Here is a 17,035-nt window from a genome sequence, read left to right as displayed (position 1 = left end):
TGACGTGACTGAGACCGAATTGCAGGAGCTTGCGGAACGCGGTGCGGCCGAGCTGGCCGACGCCGGCGCCGAGGAGCTGCTGCGCTGGACCGACGAGCACTTCGGTGGCAACTATGTGGTGGCCTCCAACATGCAGGACGCCGTGCTCGTCGAGATGGCCGCCAAGGTCCGCCCCGGCGTCGATGTGCTGTTCCTGGACACCGGCTACCACTTCGCCGAGACCATCGGGACCCGTGACGCCGTGGAGCAGGTGTACGGCGTGAACGTGGTGAACGTCCGTCCCGAGAACACGGTTGCCCAGCAGGATGAGCTGCACGGCAAGGACCTGTTCGCCCGCGACGCCGCCGCCTGCTGCCGGATGCGCAAGGTGGAGCCGCTGGGCAAGGCCCTGGCGGGCTACACCGCCTGGGTCACCGGTATCCGCCGGGTGGAGGCGCCGACCCGCGCCAACGCCCCGCTGATCAGCTGGGACGCCGCCTTCGGCCTGGTGAAGATCAACCCGATCGCAGCCTGGTCCGACGACGACATGCAGGCCTACATCGAGGCCAACGACATCCTGGTCAATCCCCTCGTGTACGACGGCTATCCGTCCATCGGCTGCGCCCCGTGCACGAGCAAGCCCGTGGAGGGCGCCGACCCGCGCAGCGGCCGGTGGGCCGGCCAGGCCAAGACGGAGTGCGGGCTGCACGCCTCGTGAGGTCTCTGTGACGCTCGTTCTCACAGCACACGGCAGCGCGGACCCGCGTTCGTCGGCCAACGCGCACGCCATCGGCGGGCATCTGCGTCGCCTGCTTCCCGACACCGAGGTGCGGGTGGCGTTCTGTGAACAGAACGCACCCAACCTCACCGAGGTGCTGCCCGATGTCGAACCCGGCGCCGTGGTGGTGCCGCTGCTGCTGGGCAGCGCCTATCACGCCCGGATCGACATTCCCGAGCTCATCGCCGACTCGGGCGCCGAGGTGACCCAGGCCGATGTGCTCGGCGACGATCCCCGCCTGCTGCAGGTGGTGCGGGAGCGGCTGACTGCGGTGGGAGTGTCCCGCTTCGACGCCGACCTCGGCGTGATCCTGGTCGGAGTCGGCTCGTCGCACCCTGCCGCCAATGCGCGGACCGCCGCCCTGGCCGGCGCGCTGGCCGAGGGCACCCGCTGGGCCGGCACCCAGGTGGCGTTCGCCACAGGGCAGACCCCCTCCCTGCCGGAGGCCGTCGATCGGTTGCATCGGCGCGGCGCCCGCCGCCTGGTGATCGCGCCCTGGTTCCTTGCGCATGGTCGCATCACCGACCGGGTCGCCGAATTTGCCTGCGCCGCAGGAATTCCCATGGCAGAACCGCTTGGCCCGCACCGCCTGGTGGCGGCAACGGTACTGGACCGCTACGAAGAGGCGCTGGCCGTGCGCAGCGCCGGCTTCGCCGCCTGACCCCCCGCTCTCCTCACGGCATTCACGCCCCCGGGTACCGCCCGGGGGCGCCTTCGTCGGCTTGACTCCTATACCCCAAGGGGTATATTTGGGCTTATTGGTATACCCCCCTAGGTATACAGACCGCCCACCTGAGGAGTTGAACAATGAAGTTCATCCAGTACTACCTGGACTGTCTGTCCCATGCGTCGTACCTGATCGGCGATGAGTCCACCGGTCGCGCCGTCGTCGTCGACCCGCAGCGCGACGTCTCCGAGTACGTCGCCGACGCCGAGAAGCTCGGTATGCAGATCACCCACGTGATCGAGACCCACTTCCACGCAGACTTCTTGTCCGGCCACCTCGAGCTGGCCGAGGCCACCGGCGCCCAGATCGTGTACTCATCGGTCGCCCAGCCGGAGTTCGATCACATGGGAGTCGAAGACGGCCAACGCATCTCGCTGGGTGAGGTGGTGCTGGAATTCCGCCACACCCCGGGACACACCCCGGAGTCGATGAGCATCGTGGTCTACGAACATGCCGATGACACCGTTCCCTACGGCGTCCTGACCGGAGACACCCTGTTCATCGGCGACGTCGGCCGGCCCGACCTGCTGGCCTCGATCGGTTTCACCCGAGACGAGCTGGCCGACAAGCTCTACCACTCGTTGCACGAAAAGCTGTTGCCGCTGCCCGATGCCACCCGGGTCTTCCCGGCGCACGGCGCGGGTTCGGCCTGTGGCAAGAACCTGTCCACAGAGCTGTCGTCCACCATGGGTGAGCAGAAGCAGACCAACTACGCGCTGCGCGCACCCGACAAGCAGTCGTTCATCGAGCTGGTCACCGCCGGCCAACCGCCCGCCCCGGGCTACTTCGTGTACGACGCGATCCTCAACCGCAAGGACCGCGCGCTGCTGGACGAGGAAGCGATGCCGGAGGCACTGGACTATCGCCAGGCCACCGACGCCGTGACCGGTGGCGCCATGCTGATCGACGGCCGCAGCCCCGAAGACTTCGCGATGGGTCATCTGCGCAACGCGATCAACATAGGGCTGGCCGGGCGCTACGCCGAATTCGCCGGCTCGGTGGTCAAACCCGACGCCGACATCGTGCTGGTCACCGACCCGGGCGAGGAACGTGAAGGCAAGAACCGGCTGGCCCGAATCGGATTCGACCGCGTGCTGGGATACCTGGACAACCCGGAACTGACGATGTTCGAGCACCGGGACGATGTGACCGTCGCCTCACGGTTGACCGCCACCGCCTTCGCCGAGCGCGCCGCCACCGTCGAGGACCTGCAGATCGTCGACGTGCGCAATCCTGGCGAAACCGAAGCGGGCATGATCCCCGGCGCGGTCAACATTCCCGTGGGTCAGTTGCCCGACCGGACCGGCGAATTGGATCCCGCCCGCCCGACCGTGGTCTACTGCGCCGGCGGCTACCGCTCTTCGGTGGCGGCCAGCCTGCTGCGCGGGCGCGGCTTCACCGATGTCAGCGACATCCTCGGTGGTTACGGCGCCTGGGCCGACAGCACCCAGACCGCCTGAGACAGCACACCCGCGCAAATCGTCTGAGAGACAGGAAAACACAACAAGTATGTCCACCCCACTCAAGCACGAGGTCCTGATCATCGGCGGCGGTACGGCCGGGGTCACCGTGGCGGCCCGGTTGCTGCGCAAGCACTACACCGACGTGGCGATCATCGAGCCGTCCGACAAGCACTACTACCAGCCGCTGTGGACACTGGTGGGCGGCGGCCAGGCGACGGCCGCCGAAACCGAGCGCGCCGAAGCGTCGGTGATGCCGCGCGGCGCCACCTGGATCAAGAGCGCGGTGACATCCGTCGATCCGGACGCCAACACGGTCACGTGTGCCGACGGCGCGACATACTCCTACGACGTGCTGGTGGTGGCCCCCGGCATCCAGCTGGACTGGGAACGCACCGAGGGCCTGACCGACACCCTCGGCAAGGACGGGGTCTCGTCGAACTACCGCTTCGACCTCGCCCCGCGCACATGGGAATTCATCCGCGACACCCGATCCGGGACCGCGGTGTTCACCATGCCCTCGGGCCCGATCAAGTGCGCCGGTGCGCCCCAGAAGATCGCCTACCTGGCCTGCGACCACTGGCGGCGCCAGGGTGTGCTCGACGACATCGACGTGCATCTGGTGGTCCCGACCCCGCGGATCTTCGGCATCCCCGCGATCGCCGACAACCTGGACAAGGTCATCGCCGACTACGGCATCACGCTGCACACCGGAAGTGAAGTGCGGTCCATCGATTCGGCGTCCCGCAAGGTCACGATGACCAATGTCGCCGAAGGTATCGACACCGTCCTTCCCTACGACGTACTCCACGCGGTCCCGCATCAGTCCGCACCGGACTGGATCAAGGCCAGCCCGCTGTCCACGAGCCATGTCGGCGGGGACGCCAACGGGTACGTCGACATCGACAAGCACACGATGCAGCACGTGCGCTACCCGAACGTGTTCGCGCTCGGCGATGCGGGATCGTCGCCGAACTCGAAAACCGGTGCGGCCATACGTAAACAGGCACCCGTCGTCGTGGAGAACATCGGCGCGGTACTGAGCGGTCGCCCGCTGCCCGGAGCCTACGACGGCTACGCGTCCTGCCCGATCGTCACCTCCTCACGGGAGATGCTGCTGGCCGAGTTCGACTACGACTTCGCACTCAAACCCTCCTTCCCCCTGCTCGATCCGGTCAAGCCGCACCGGCCGTACTGGCTCATGAAGAAGTACGGGCTGCCCGCCATGTACTGGAACCTGATGTTGAAAGGTCTTGCCTGATGTCCACCTCGTCGATCATCGACGCCGCCGAACTGAACGAACTCAAGAAGACCGGTGACGGCCCGCGGCTCATCGATGTCCGCACGCCCGTTGAGTTCGAAACGGCCCATATCCCAGGCGCTTACAACGTGCCGCTGAATCTGCTGCAGGAACATCGGGACGAGATCGCCCAGCACCTCGACGAGAACGTCGTGCTGATCTGTCGCTCCGGGCAGCGGGCGAGCACCGCCGGCCAGACGCTGCGCGACGCCGGTCTGCCGAACGTCTCGATCCTCGAGGGCGGCATGACCGCCTGGCAGGACAAGGGATTCGGGGTGCGCCGTGGCGCGCAGCGCTGGGACTTGGAGCGCCAGGTCCGCCTGGTTGCCGGGTCGATCGTGCTGAGCAGCGTCCTGGGCAGCATCGCCGCTCCCAAGCTGAAGTGGGTCGCCGCGGCGATCGGGGCCGGGCTGACCACCGCGGCGCTGACGAACACCTGCGCGATGGGCATGATGCTGGCCAAGCTGCCGTACAACCGGGGCGCGTCCTGTGATGCCCAGAGCGTCGTCGAGCAGCTGATCGGTTCCACGCAAACACCTTCCGGCGCGTTGGCATGATCGCCGTCGCTGTCGCGCTGGCCGTCCTGGTCGGGGTGTCCCTTGGACTCCTCGGCGGGGGCGGCTCGATCCTGACCGTTCCGCTGCTGGCGTACGTGGCCGGCATGGAGGCCAAGCAGGCGATCGCCACCTCGCTGCTGGTCGTCGGGGTGACCAGCGCGGTCAGCACCTTGTCTCATGCGCGCGCCGGCCGGGTGCAATGGCGCAGTGGCCTGATGTTCGGTGCGGCCGGCATGGTCGGCGCATACCTGGGCGGACTGCTGAGCTATGTCGTGCCCGGATCGGTACTGCTGACCGCCTTCACGGTGGTGATGATTGCCACGGGTATCGCAATGATCAAGGGCCGCAAGGCGTGCGATTCGACGGCCCGGACGATGCCCGTTGCCAAGGTCCTGCTGATGGGGCTGGGGGTCGGCGTGGTGACCGGAGCCGTCGGAGCCGGCGGCGGGTTCCTGGTGGTGCCCGCCCTGGCGCTGCTGGGCGGCCTGCCCATGCCCGTCGCGGTCGGAACCTCTCTACTGGTGATCACGATGAACTCGGCCGCGGGTCTGGCCGGACATCTGAGCACCGTGCCGATCGACTGGACGATCGCCGGCGCCGTCACCGCCGCGGCGGTGCTGGGCAGTCTGCTGGGCACCCGGCTGACCACGCACGTCGACCCCGACGCCGTGCGCCGGGCCTTCGGATGGTTTGTGTTGCTCATGGCGTCGCTGATCCTCGGCCAGGAAGTTCACCCCGCCGTCGGGCTCACCGCGGCCGGCCTCACCCTGCTGGCGGGTCTCGGCAACCTCAGCTGCGCCCGGCTCGGATGGTGTCCGCTGCGGTGGATCTTCGGCCCACCCGCTACGACAACATGACCATACACCCATACCCCCACGGGTATGATGGCAAGCAACTGACCCAACCGTTAAGGGGGACAACATGATCTGCGACGAGGAATCGATCGCCGCCATCCTCAACCGGCTCCGGCGCGCGCAAGGACAGCTCGCGGGCGTCATCTCCATGATCGAGCAGGGCCGCGACTGCAAGGACGTCGTGACCCAGCTCGCCGCGGTGTCCCGCGCGCTGGACCGCGCGGGATTCAAGATCGTCGCCACCAGTCTGCGCGAGTGCATCAACGGCAACAGCGACGAGACCATGGACGTCGCCGAGCTGGAGCGGCTGTTCCTGACCCTGGCCTGACCGGACGGGCCTGACCGTCTCAGCTGACGGTCAGCGCCTCGTCCTCGTCGTTGGTCTTCTCGGAATCCTTCGAGGGTTCTTCGCCACCCGCCGGAATCTGCACTCCCCCGGCGATCTGAGGAACGCGCGTCGCGCGCACATAGACCGTGTCGCCCTCCCGCAGCCCCAGCGCCTCGGCGTCACCGCGGGTGATCTGCGCGGTGAACGGCACATGGGTTGCGGCACCGGTCAATTCGACCCGCACCTCGAAGCCGAGCATCACGATCCGGTCGATGGTGGCCCGCAGTACCCCGGTGGCCTCGGCGGTGCCGTCACCGGCGGCAACGGCCAGCTCCGGATTGCGGCCGACCCGGATATCGTGCGGGCGCACCAAGATCCCGTTCAGCTCCGAGACCGCACCCAGGAACGACATCACGAACGCGTTCGCCGGCTCGTCGTAGACCTCGGTCGGTGAGCCGACCTGCTCGATGCGCCCCTTGTTGAGCACCGCGATGCGGTCCGCCACGTCGAGCGCCTCGGCCTGGTCATGGGTCACCAGCACCGTGGTGACGTGCACCTCGTCGTGCAGGCGACGTAGCCAGGTGCGCAGGTCGTCACGCACCTTGGCATCCAGCGCCCCGAACGGTTCGTCGAGCAGCAGCACCTGCGGGTCGACCGCCAACGCCCGCGCCAATGCCATGCGCTGACGCTGACCACCTGACAGCTGGTTGGGATAGCGGGTCTGAAAACCGGCCAGCCCCACCACTTCCAGCAGATTGTCGACCTTCTCCTTGACCTCGGCCTTGGGACGCTTACGGATCTTCAGGCCGAATGCCACGTTGTCGCGGACGGTCAGGTGTTTGAACGCCGCGTAGTGCTGGAACACGAACCCGATGCCGCGGCGCTGCGGCGGCACCCCGGTGACGTCGCGCCCGTTGATGGTGATGGTCCCGGTGTCGGGCTGGTCCAGGCCCGCGATGGCGCGCAGCAGGGTGGACTTGCCCGAGCCACTCGGGCCCAGCAGTGCGGTCAACGAACCTGACGGCACCTCGAAGTCGATGTTGTCGAGCGCCGCGAAATCGCCGTAATGCTTGTTGGCGCCCCGAACCACGATCGCGTCGGTCATAGCTCTTGTCTCCTTCTCGGGCCTACTGCGCGGCCTTGATTCGGCGTCGGTCGAGGACCACCTGGACTACCAGGACGATCACGGCGACAGCCATGAGCAATGTCGAGATGGCGTACGCCCCGTACACCGATTCGGCGGTACCGCGGTTGTAGCGGTCGGCCACCAGCAGGGTCAGCGTCTGGGAGGTGCCCGGCAGGTTCGAGGACACCATGATCACCGCACCGAACTCCCCCAGCGTGCGGGCGATGGTCAGCACGATGCCGTACGTCAGGCCCCACCGGATCGACGGCAGGGTGATCCGCCAGAACGTCTGCCACCAGGTCGACCCCAGCGTCGCGGCGGCTTCTTCCTGATCGGTGCCGATCTCGTGCAACACCGGCTCGACCTCACGGATCACGAACGGGACCGTGACGAAGATGCTGGCCAGCACGATGCCGGGGAAGCCGAAGATGGTCTTGAATCCGAGGTTGTTCTCGACGAAGCCGAGCAGTCCGGCCGAACCCCACAGCAGGATGAGCGCGACACCCACGACCACCGGGGACACCGCGAACGGCAGGTCGATGATCGCCTGCAGGGCGCTCTTGCCGCGGAACCGGTTGCGGGCCAGCACCAGGGCCGTGGGAACCCCGAACAACACGTTGAGCGGCACCACGATCGCCACCACCAGGAGCGACAGCTGCAGCGCCGAGATGGCCGCGGGCGTGCCCACCGATGCGAAGAACGCTCCGACACCGGGGCTGAAGGTCCGCCACAGGATCAGCCCGACCGGCACCACCACCAGCACCGCCACATAGGCCAGTGCCAGAAAGCGCAGCAGGTAACGCACCGACGGTGAGAGCGTCATGCCGAAAGCTCCTCACGTTTGGCCGCACGCGAACCCACCGCCCGCAGCACGAACAGCACCACGAACGAGATCACCAGCAGCACAATGGAGATCGCCGCGGCACCGGTCCGGTCGTCGTTCTCGATCAGGGTCCGGATCCACTGCGAAGACACCTCGGTCTCGCCGGGAACCGCACCACCGATCAGCACCACCGAGCCGAACTCGCCGATGGCACGGGAGAACGCCAGCCCGGCGCCGGACAGCAACGAGGGCAGCAGCGCCGGCAAGATGATCTTGGTCAGGATCGTGAAGGTGTTGGCGCCCAGCGATGCCGCGGCCTCCTCCACATCACGGTCCAGTTCCAACAGCACCGGCTGCACCGAGCGCACCACGAACGGCAACGTGACGAACAGCAACGCAATACCGACGCCCCATTTGGTGTGCTGCAGGTGCAGGCCGACCGGACTGGCCGGGCCGTACAGCGCCAGCATCACCAGGCTCGCCACGATGGTCGGCAGGGCGAACGGCAGGTCGATCACCGAGTCGACCAGCCGCTTGCCGGGGAAGTCGTCACGGGTTAGCACCCAGGCCACGATCAGGCCGAAGAACAGGTTCACCACGGTCACGCCTGCCGAGATGGTCAGCGTGACCCGGAACGACTCCAGCGCCGCGTTGGACGTGACGGCCAGCCAGAAGGCGTTCCACCCACCGCCGGCCGCCTGCCACAGGATCGCCGCCAACGGCAGCAGCACGATGACGCTCAACCAGATCGACGCCGCCCCCACGCGCAGCGAGGTGCTGCCGTAGCGGCGGCGCGCNCCGGGGTGGAATCCCCCGGCGCGGGCGCAGCCGAATCAGACTCGGCTGCATCGGTCTGCGTTACTGAAGTCATCCAGTCGCCTGCTTGTAGATCTTGGTGATCGAGCCGTTCTCCTTGTCGAACAACGCCGGGTCGGCTTCTTTCCATCCGCCCAGATCAGCGATCGTCCACAACTTCTCCGGCGTCGGGAAGTCCTTGGCGAAGTCCGCCGCCACTGCCGGGTCGACCGGACGGAAGCCGGCCTCGGCCCACAGCTTCTGGCCTTCGGCGGTGAACAGGTAGTTCTCCAGGGCCTTGGCCTTGTCGGCGTGGGCGCTGGTCTTGACGACGGCCACCGGGTTCTCGATCTTGAAGGTCTGCGGCGGGTTGATGTGCTCGACGGGCTTACCCTGCCGCTCGACGTTGATCGCCTCGTTCTCGTAGCTGATCAGCACGTCGCCGGTGCCCTGCAGGAACACATCGGTGGCCTCACGACCCGAACCCGGGCGGGTCTTGACGTGCTCGGTCACCAGCTTGTTGACGAAGTCGAGACCGGCTGCAGAATCCTTGCCGCCGTTGCTCTTTGCCGCATACGGGGCCAGCAGGTTCCACTTGGCCGAACCCGAACTCAGCGGGCTCGGGGTGACCACCTCGAGCCCGGGCTGCAGCAGGTCATCCCAGTCTTTGATGCCCTTGGGGTTACCCTTGCGCACCACCAATGACACCACAGAACCGAACGGGACGCCCTTCGTATTGCCCGCACTCCAGTCGTCGGCCACCTTGTCGGCCTTCACCAGTCGCGTGACGTCGGGTTCCACCGAGAAGTTCACGATGTCGGCCGGCTTGCCGTCGGCGACGGCGCGCGACTGGTCGCCCGACGCGCCGTACGACGTCGTGACCGCAACGCCCTTGCCCTCTTCGGTGGCGGCGAATGCCGGGATGATCTTGCTCCAGCCCGGCTCGGGCACTGCATAGGCGACGAGCGTCAGCGTGGTGTCGGCGCCCGCGGCACCGTGGTCACCGCCGGCGACATCACTGGCACCGCCGCCGCAGCCGACGGCGAGCACGCCAGTGGTGGCCAGGACGGTGGCAGTTCGCCAGAACTTGCTGACGTTGGACTTGTAAATGGGCACTGATGACCTTTCTTACGGACAGCGGACAAAACGAGGTCCGTCATGCGGAAAGGCTAGGGAGGCGAGGAGGCGAGAGAAGAGCATCCGGGCACAGAACCGCCACCGACACCAAACCGCGGACGGGTTGGAGTCAGCGACAACAGGCGACGTCAGCAACAGCGCATGAACCCACGGCAATGAGAGCCAAGACATGGCTCTCGGTCTTGCCGGACGCTGAATGCATGGCGCGAAGAATAACAGAATTCCGGCGTCGCGCCCGTCGGGCGATCTGTGTCCGGAATCAGCGGGTCAGCAACCACATCACGATGACCAGGACGACCAGCAGAATCAAGATCAAGGTGACACGTGAGCGTGGCATACCGTTCACTCTGATTCCACCTCGTCCGCCGGGGCGTGGCGCAGTCGGTGCAACCCGGTGATTCCCCAGCCCAGCGCGCTGTCGAGCACCAGTGCACTGCCATAGGCCAGGGCCAGAACCACCGGCATCACGACAGCGGTCTGCACGACGAACGGCAGCCCGGTCAGCCACAGTTCGACGCCGTCCCACCAGTTCAGGATTGCCGCCATGGGGCAAGCGTAGGCGATCGACAAGTGGGCCCGTTATTAGTCCCGTCCCGCCCGTAACATTCGACACGCGTGTCTTGGGTAGACGACACCTGTATCCACGCACGATGATGTGCGGATGGTTCTGCAACACACCGAGCCCACGGATGTCGTCGCGGCACTCGACAAGACATCGGACACTCCCAAGGCGCCCGAGGCACCGTTGACGGTCACCGCCCCGGTGCCGTACTCGTCCGGCGGGGCTCTGCGGAACCCGTTCCCGCCGATTGCCGACTACGGCTTCCTGTCCGACTGCGAGAACACCTGCCTGATCTCCTCGGCCGGATCGGTGGAGTGGCTGTGTGTCCCCCGGCCCGACTCCCCCAGCGTGTTCGGCGCGATCCTGGACCGCAGCGCGGGCCATTTCCGGCTCGGTCCGTACGGCGTGACCGTTCCGGCGGCGCGGCGCTACCTGCCGGGCAGCCTCATCCTGGAGACCACCTGGCAGACCCACACCGGCTGGCTGATCGTGCGCGACGCGCTGGTGATGGGCCCGTGGCACGACATCGACACCCGCTCCCGCACGCACCGGCGCACCCCGATGGACTGGGACGCCGAGCACATCCTGTTGCGCACCGTGCGCTGCGTCAGCGGCACCGTCGAACTGGTGATGAACTGCGAGCCGGCGTTCGACTACCACCGGGTCAGCGCGTCGTGGGAGTACTCCGGACCGGCCTACGGCGAGGCCATCGCCCGCGCCAGCCGCAACCCGGATTCGCACCCCACACTGCGGCTCACCACCAATCTGCGGATCGGCATCGAGGGCCGTGAGGCCCGCGCCCGCACCCGGCTCACCGAGGGCGACAACGTGTTCGTGGCGCTCAGCTGGTCCAAGCACCCGGCCCCTCAGACCTACGAAGAGGCCGCCGAGAAGATGTGGAAGACCAGCGAGTCATGGCGGCAGTGGATCAACATCGGCGACTTCCCCGATCACCCGTGGCGGTCGTACCTGCAGCGCAGCGCGCTGACGCTCAAGGGGCTGACCTACTCGCCGACCGGCGCACTGCTGGCCGCGCCCACCACGTCGCTGCCGGAAACCCCTCACGGCGAACGTAACTGGGACTACCGCTATTCGTGGATCCGGGATTCCACCTTCGCGCTCTGGGGTTTGTACACGCTCGGCCTGGACCGGGAAGCCGATGATTTCTTCTCGTTCATCGCCGACGTCTCCGGCGCCAACAACGGCGAACGGCACCCGCTGCAGGTGATGTACGGGGTCGGCGGCGAGCGCAGCCTGGTCGAGGAAGAACTGCACCACCTATCGGGATACGACAACGCCCGGCCCGTGCGCATCGGCAACGGCGCCTACAACCAGATGCAGCACGACATCTGGGGCACCATGCTCGATTCGGTGTACCTGCACGCCAAGTCGCGCGAGCAGATTCCCGAGGCGCTGTGGCCGGTGCTGAAGAACCAGGTCGAGGAAGCCATCAAGCACTGGAAGGAGCCCGACCGGGGCATCTGGGAGGTGCGCGGCGAACCGCAGCACTTCACCTCCAGCAAGATCATGTGCTGGGTGGCATTGGACCGTGGTTCGAAGCTGGCCGAACTGCAGGGCGAGAAGAGCTACGCGCAGCAGTGGCGCGCGACGGCCGAGGAGATCAAGGCCGACATCCTGGCTCGCGGGGTCGACTCCCGCGGCGTGCTGACCCAGCGCTACGGCGACGACGCACTGGACGCGTCGCTGCTGCTGGCGGTGCTGACGCGGTTCCTGCCCTCGGACGACCCGCGGGTGCGGGCCACGGTGCTGGCGATCGCCGACGAACTCACCGAGGACGGCCTGGTGCTGCGCTACCGGGTCGAGGAGACCGACGACGGCCTGTCCGGCGAAGAGGGCACCTTCACCATCTGTTCGTTCTGGCTGGTGTCCGCCTTGGTCGAGATCGGCGAGGTGAGCCGGGCCAAGCATCTGCTGGAGCGGTTGCTGTCGTTCGCCAGCCCGCTGCATCTGTACGCGGAGGAGATCGAGCCACGCACGGGCCGCCACCTGGGCAACTTCCCGCAGGCGTTCACCCACCTGGCCCTGATCAACGCCGTGGTGCACGTCATCCGCGCCGAGGAGGAGTCCGACAGTTCCGGGGTCTTCCAGCCCGCCAACGCGCCGATGTAGGCCGGAGGCCTACGTTCTACGGATGTAGCCGCTAGGCGCTGCGGGTCAGCGGGTCCGTCGAAGCGGCGTCGAACTGGACGTCGAACTCGACCTCCAGCTGGGCCGGGGTAACCAGTACCACCGGGGTGAGTCCGCTCGCGCCATCCTGGGCGATTCCGGTGATCACGCGCCCGCCGAATCCGTCCGGAGTGGCGGGGACGCGCACGGTCAGCGTGACCTGGTCGACGCCCGGGGGCACCCGCAGAAAGAACTCGTCACCGGGTTGCACCGCGCCGCTCAGTTCCCGGCCGGCGCGATCGACGACGGCACCGTGCGACACCTCCAGCGCCGCACTGTCGGTGGCCCGCAACCGGAACGGCCCGATCAGCCCGGCCTCGACCACCGCCTCGTCGGCCGACAATGCGGGCGACGTCGTGGCGCGCCGGGCCGCCCGGGCCCCGGCGGTCAGGTAGTTGTACAGATGCACCACGCGGTCGGAGTTGGCGTACGCGCCAGAACCGTTGAGCCAGAACCGGATATCGGTGACCCGAACCAGCGCGTCACGATCGGACAGGACGGCCAGCCGGTAGTACCGGTAACCCTGCGGGCCGCGGCCGGGCCGCGTCGAGGACACCGTGCTGCCGACTCCGAGAGTCCTGCGATGCGTGCCGCGGCCCGCGGCGACATTGAGTCCCGAGGCCGCCACGTCCTCCCACAGCACACCGTCGTTCGACTTCTGCAGCACCAACGACACCGCGGCGGTCGATTCCAATTCGACCGTGTAGCCGCCCAACTGAGGAGCCCCGTCGAAGTCGAACACGATGCCGTCGGCATCGGGGTAAGCCCGCGCCGGTTCGTTGCGCGCCCGGTTGTCCAGCGCCAGTCCGTTGGTGAACAACCAGATGGCCGCCTGGGTGGCCGCGATCGCCTCGTGCTCGGCCAGGTTGGCCGACCCCAGCGGCACCCCGGCCGCCCGCACCCGGCGGCTCAGCTCAGCCGTGCCGAGGGTGGGAAACGAGTTGCGGACGATCCAGTCCACCTCGGCCTCATAGGACCGGGCGCGCAGGTTGCGCACCGCCGACCAGGTGGCGGCCTCATACCGCGACGGCCGGGTGGGCGCGATGCCGGCGAAGTCCAGCGAGTAGGCCTCGACGTTGGGATTGAGCCTGATCAGATCGGTGCGCGCCGAGGTGCCGTCGGTGAAGACCACGGTGTCCACGGTGTGCGAGTAGGTGCCACCGCGATACCGCGTCATCGGAGCCGGGTCGGTCCGGCGGGGACGGATCCGGGTGCGCACGGCGACCGGGCCGGACACCCCCTGGGAATCCACTGGGAGTTCGTCGCGGGAATCAGCAACAGACAGGACAGACATGACGGGTTGACTTTCTTGAAGGCCGGATACGCGCGCATCAACGCACCGCGAGAAAGCGGGCGGACGACGCAGAGGAGGGCGTCAGAAAATCAACAACAACAACGCACGTCGAGGCAGCGCACGATGGCGACGCGCAGCGATTCGACGTGTTGCATGGAGCCCACCATACGGCAAGTGGGCAGCAATGCCCAGTTCACACGTTTGTGACGAGTTTGAATCGTCCCCGCGCTAAACACTGTCGTGGACAGGATTCGGCCGTATCGTTGCCGCCCACACCCACATTGACCGGTTGGAGGTAGGACCCAGTGACGTCCGCGCAGAACGAATCACAGGCACTCGGCGATCTCGCCGCCCGCCAGCTGGCGAATGCCACCAAGACCGTTCCCCAGCTGTCCACCATCACCCCGCGTTTCCTGCTGCACCTGCTGAGCTGGGTGCCGGTCGAGGCAGGCATCTACCGGGTGAACCGGGTGGTCAACCCCGATCAGGTGGCGATCCACTCGGAGGAAGGCGCGGGTACCGAGGAGCCGCTGCCCGAGACCTACGTGGACTACGAGACCAGCCCGCGCGAATACACGCTGCGCTCGATCTCGACGCTGCTCGACGTGCACACCCGGGTCTCGGACCTGTACTCCAGCCCGCACGACCAGGTCGCCCAGCAGTTGCGGCTGACCATCGAGACGATCAAGGAGCGCCAGGAGTTCGAGCTGGTCAACAACCCCGAGTACGGGTTGCTGTCGCAGGTGACGCCGGAGCAGACCATCCAGACCCTGCGCGGCACGCCCACCCCCGATGACCTGGATTCGCTGATCACCAAGGTGTGGAAGACCCCGGCGTTCTTCCTGACCAATCCGCTGGGAGTGGCGGCGTTCGGCCGCGAGGCCACCCGCCGCGGCGTGCCGCCGCCAGTCGTCAGCCTGTTCGGCGCGCAGTTCATCACCTGGCGCGGCATCCCGATCGTGCCCTCGGACAAGGTTCCTGTCGAGAAGGGCAAGACCAAGTTCATCCTGGTGCGCACCGGCGAGGAGCGTCAGGGCGTCGTCGGCCTGTTCCAGCCGGGCCTGGTCGGCGAGCAGGCCCCGGGCCTGTCGGTGCGTTTCACCGGCATCAACCGGTCGGCGATCGCGTCCTACCTGGTGACCCTGTACTCGTCGCTGGCTGTGCTCACCGACGACGCGCTGGCGGTCCTCGAGGACGTCGGAGTGGACCACTTCCATGAGTACAAGTGAGTTCCGCTCGCTAGACGCCGAAAGCGATCTTCCGGTGAGCGCGGCCGAACTGGCCGCGCTGGCCACCCAGCTGTACGCGACCAGCATCCGGCCCGGGCCCGACAGCCCGCCCTCGGCCACGCAGGTCGCCCCGCGCGGGGTGGCACCGGATACCACCTCGGCGGCGTCGGCGGGCTCAGCCGCGGCCGGCCTGGCACATCCGGGCACTCCGGCCGAATTCGTGTCGGTGCCGGAGGTCTTCGTGCCGGCACCGAGCACACCTGAGCCGGAGGGCATTCCGGGCGTGGTCCCGGTAGCGCCCCGCGGCGGTGCGGCCAGTCCCATCGCACCCATCGGCGGGCTGGAGGCGTTCGCGGTGCCGGCGGGCCTGGTCCCGACGGTGCCCGGCGTGCTGGCAAGCGCTCCCCCGTCGGCACCGCCGGCACCCCGCGGCTCCGCTCCGACCTGGCCGGGCGCGGTCCCCGCGGTGCCGGATCTGGGCTGGTCGGGATCGCCCGCACCATCCGAGGATGCGGGGAGCTACTACTTCCTGCAGGCTCCTGTGACCGATTCCGTTGCAGCCGAGCAGGTTCCGGTCATCCAAGACGACCACGAGATCTTCGACGTCAACGCGATCCGCGCGGATTTCCCGATCCTGCGCGAGACCGTCAACGGCAAACCGCTGATCTGGTTCGACAATGCGGCCACCACCCAGAAGCCCCAGTCGGTCATCGACCGGCTGGCGTACTTCTACGCGCACGAGAACTCCAACATCCACCGCGCCGCCCACGAGCTGGCGGCCCGCGCCACCGATGCCTACGAGGACGCGCGGGAATCGGTGCGCCGCTTCATCGGAGCGGCGAAGGCCGAGGAGATCATCTTCGTCCGCGGCACCACCGAGGCGATCAATCTGGTGGCCTACGCGTGGGGCGGCAAGCATCTGGGCCCGGGTGACGAGATCGTCATCACCCACCTCGAGCACCATGCCAATATCGTGCCGTGGCAGCTGATCTCACAGCAGACCGGCGCGGTGCTGAGGGTCGCCCCGGTGGATGACGCGGGCAACCTGTTGCTCAGTGAGTTCGAGGATCTGCTCGGGCCCAGGACGAAACTTGTTGCCGCCACACAGGTGTCGAACGCGCTGGGCACGGTGACCCCGGTCAAGACCATCGTCGAGCTCGGGCACCGCTACGGCGCCAGAGTGCTCATCGACGGGGCCCAGTCCATTCCGCACATCCCGATCGACGTGGCCGAACTCGGGGCCGACTTCTTCGTGTTCTCCGGCCACAAGATCTACGGACCCACCGGAATCGGTGCCCTGTACGGCCGCGAGGACGTGCTCGCCGAAACCCCGCCGTGGCAGGGCGGCGGCAACATGATCGCCGATGTCACCCTGGACCGGTCGTTGTATCAAGGCCCGCCGAACAAGTACGAGGCCGGCACCGGCAACATCGCCGACGCGGTCGGACTCGGAGAGGCACTGCGCTACGTGGAGCGGGTCGGGATCGAACGCATCGCGGCCTACGAGCACGCCCTGCTGGAGTACGCCACCCCGCGACTGGCCGCCATCCCGGGCGTGCGATTGGTCGGCACCGCCGACGAGAAGGCCAGCGTGCTGTCGTTCGTGCTGGCCGGGCATGAGCCGCTGGAGGTGGGCAAGGCACTCAACGCCGAGGGCATCGCGGTGCGGGCCGGGCATCATTGCGCCCAGCCGATCCTGCGCCGCCTGGGCCTGGAAGCCACCGTGCGGCCCTCGTTCGCGTTCTACAACACCTTCGACGAGATCGACGTGTTCATCGACGCGGTGCGCCGGATCGCCGAGGGCAGCGCCTAACTGCGCGAGCAGACGTGAAAGTGCCTTAAACCAGTTGGTTTAGGGCACTTTCACGTCTGCTCGCCAGGAGAAATCACGGTGCGCCG

The 17,035-nt window shown here is 67.4% G+C and carries 16 protein-coding genes and 1 pseudogene; 10 read left to right on the top strand and 7 right to left on the bottom strand.

Annotation, left to right across the window (positions count from 1 at the left end):
• Positions 1-4 precede the first annotated feature (4 nt).
• The 7 genes from TX88_RS29065 to TX88_RS29035 all read left to right on the top strand — a co-directional run bounded on the left by TX88_RS29065 (position 5) and on the right by TX88_RS29035 (position 5,983).
• Positions 5-697 (top strand): phosphoadenylyl-sulfate reductase, encoded by a 693-nt coding sequence (locus TX88_RS29065; RefSeq protein WP_409365899.1) that lies wholly within the window; start codon positions 5-7, stop codon positions 695-697.
• A 7-nt stretch (positions 698-704) separates the two neighbouring features.
• Positions 705-1,418, top strand: a complete 714-nt coding sequence (locus tag TX88_RS29060) for a sirohydrochlorin chelatase (protein ID WP_110918223.1) — start codon at positions 705-707, stop codon at positions 1,416-1,418.
• Positions 1,419-1,564: 146 nt separating this feature from the next.
• A complete protein-coding gene (locus TX88_RS29055; RefSeq protein WP_044523041.1) occupies positions 1,565-2,944 on the top strand; it encodes an MBL fold metallo-hydrolase in 1,380 nt (459 codons plus the stop codon).
• 49 nt (positions 2,945-2,993) lie between these two features.
• Positions 2,994-4,205 carry an NAD(P)/FAD-dependent oxidoreductase gene (locus TX88_RS29050; protein ID WP_044523032.1) on the top strand — a complete coding sequence of 404 codons (1,212 nt, stop codon included), beginning with the start codon at positions 2,994-2,996 and terminating at the stop codon, positions 4,203-4,205.
• Positions 4,205-4,801 (top strand): rhodanese-like domain-containing protein, encoded by a 597-nt coding sequence (locus TX88_RS29045; RefSeq protein WP_044523028.1) that lies wholly within the window; start codon positions 4,205-4,207, stop codon positions 4,799-4,801. Before TX88_RS29050 ends, TX88_RS29045 begins: the two co-directional genes overlap by 1 nt.
• Positions 4,798-5,658 (top strand): sulfite exporter TauE/SafE family protein, encoded by an 861-nt coding sequence (locus TX88_RS29040; RefSeq protein WP_044523025.1) that lies wholly within the window; start codon positions 4,798-4,800, stop codon positions 5,656-5,658. Before TX88_RS29045 ends, TX88_RS29040 begins: the two co-directional genes overlap by 4 nt.
• Positions 5,659-5,722: 64 nt before the next feature.
• Complete coding sequence (locus TX88_RS29035; protein ID WP_044523023.1) at positions 5,723-5,983, top strand: metal-sensitive transcriptional regulator; 261 nt, start codon at positions 5,723-5,725, stop codon at positions 5,981-5,983.
• 19 nt (positions 5,984-6,002) lie between these two features.
• Here TX88_RS29035 and TX88_RS29030 read toward each other — a convergent pair whose 3' ends face one another.
• The 6 genes and pseudogenes from TX88_RS29030 to TX88_RS29010 all read right to left on the bottom strand — a co-directional run bounded on the left by TX88_RS29030 (position 6,003) and on the right by TX88_RS29010 (position 10,410).
• Positions 6,003-7,088 carry a sulfate/molybdate ABC transporter ATP-binding protein gene (locus TX88_RS29030; protein ID WP_044523021.1) on the bottom strand — a complete coding sequence of 362 codons (1,086 nt, stop codon included), beginning with the start codon at positions 7,086-7,088 and terminating at the stop codon, positions 6,003-6,005.
• A 22-nt stretch (positions 7,089-7,110) separates the two neighbouring features.
• Positions 7,111-7,932, bottom strand: coding sequence for a sulfate ABC transporter permease subunit CysW (gene cysW / locus TX88_RS29025; RefSeq protein ID WP_044523018.1), 822 nt, complete (start codon positions 7,930-7,932; stop codon positions 7,111-7,113).
• Positions 7,929-8,803 (bottom strand): annotated as a pseudogene (gene cysT / locus TX88_RS29020) (sulfate ABC transporter permease subunit CysT). Before cysT ends, cysW begins: the two are co-directional and overlap by 4 nt.
• The gene (locus tag TX88_RS29015) at positions 8,800-9,843 is read right to left on the bottom strand and encodes a sulfate ABC transporter substrate-binding protein (RefSeq protein ID WP_110918222.1); all 1,044 of its coding nucleotides are present in this window, start codon (positions 9,841-9,843) and stop codon (positions 8,800-8,802) included. Before TX88_RS29015 ends, cysT begins: the two are co-directional and overlap by 4 nt.
• A 130-nt stretch (positions 9,844-9,973) precedes the next feature.
• A complete protein-coding gene (locus TX88_RS35775; RefSeq protein WP_350222992.1) occupies positions 9,974-10,066 on the bottom strand; it encodes an Ms4533A family Cys-rich leader peptide in 93 nt (30 codons plus the stop codon).
• Positions 10,067-10,206: 140 nt separating this feature from the next.
• On the bottom strand, positions 10,207-10,410 hold the full coding sequence (locus TX88_RS29010; protein ID WP_044523015.1) for a hypothetical protein: 204 nt from the start codon (positions 10,408-10,410) through the stop codon (positions 10,207-10,209).
• A gap of 115 nt (positions 10,411-10,525) precedes the next feature.
• On the opposite strand from TX88_RS29010, the gene TX88_RS29005 reads away from it, so the two are divergent.
• Positions 10,526-12,556 carry a glycoside hydrolase family 15 protein gene (locus tag TX88_RS29005; protein ID WP_044523013.1) on the top strand — a complete coding sequence of 677 codons (2,031 nt, stop codon included), beginning with the start codon at positions 10,526-10,528 and terminating at the stop codon, positions 12,554-12,556.
• Positions 12,557-12,587: 31 nt separating this feature from the next.
• On the opposite strand, the gene TX88_RS29000 is transcribed toward TX88_RS29005, so the two are convergent.
• On the bottom strand, positions 12,588-13,790 hold the full coding sequence (locus tag TX88_RS29000; protein WP_049925558.1) for a thioester domain-containing protein: 1,203 nt from the start codon (positions 13,788-13,790) through the stop codon (positions 12,588-12,590).
• 422 nt (positions 13,791-14,212) lie between these two features.
• Between TX88_RS29000 and TX88_RS28995 the strand changes: the two genes are divergently transcribed.
• Positions 14,213-15,136 (top strand): family 2A encapsulin nanocompartment shell protein, encoded by a 924-nt coding sequence (locus tag TX88_RS28995; RefSeq protein WP_044523008.1) that lies wholly within the window; start codon positions 14,213-14,215, stop codon positions 15,134-15,136.
• A complete protein-coding gene (locus TX88_RS28990) occupies positions 15,123-16,949 on the top strand; it encodes a family 2A encapsulin nanocompartment cargo protein cysteine desulfurase (protein WP_044523005.1) in 1,827 nt (608 codons plus the stop codon). The genes TX88_RS28995 and TX88_RS28990 overlap by 14 nt, the downstream gene beginning before the upstream one ends.
• The last annotated feature ends 86 nt before the right edge of the window (positions 16,950-17,035 follow it).

Origin of the sequence: Mycolicibacterium septicum DSM 44393 (genome assembly GCF_000455325.1) — a bacterium.
GTDB classification, from domain to species: domain Bacteria; phylum Actinomycetota; class Actinomycetes; order Mycobacteriales; family Mycobacteriaceae; genus Mycobacterium; species Mycobacterium septicum.
This window is presented reverse-complemented; position numbering and strand designations above follow the sequence as displayed.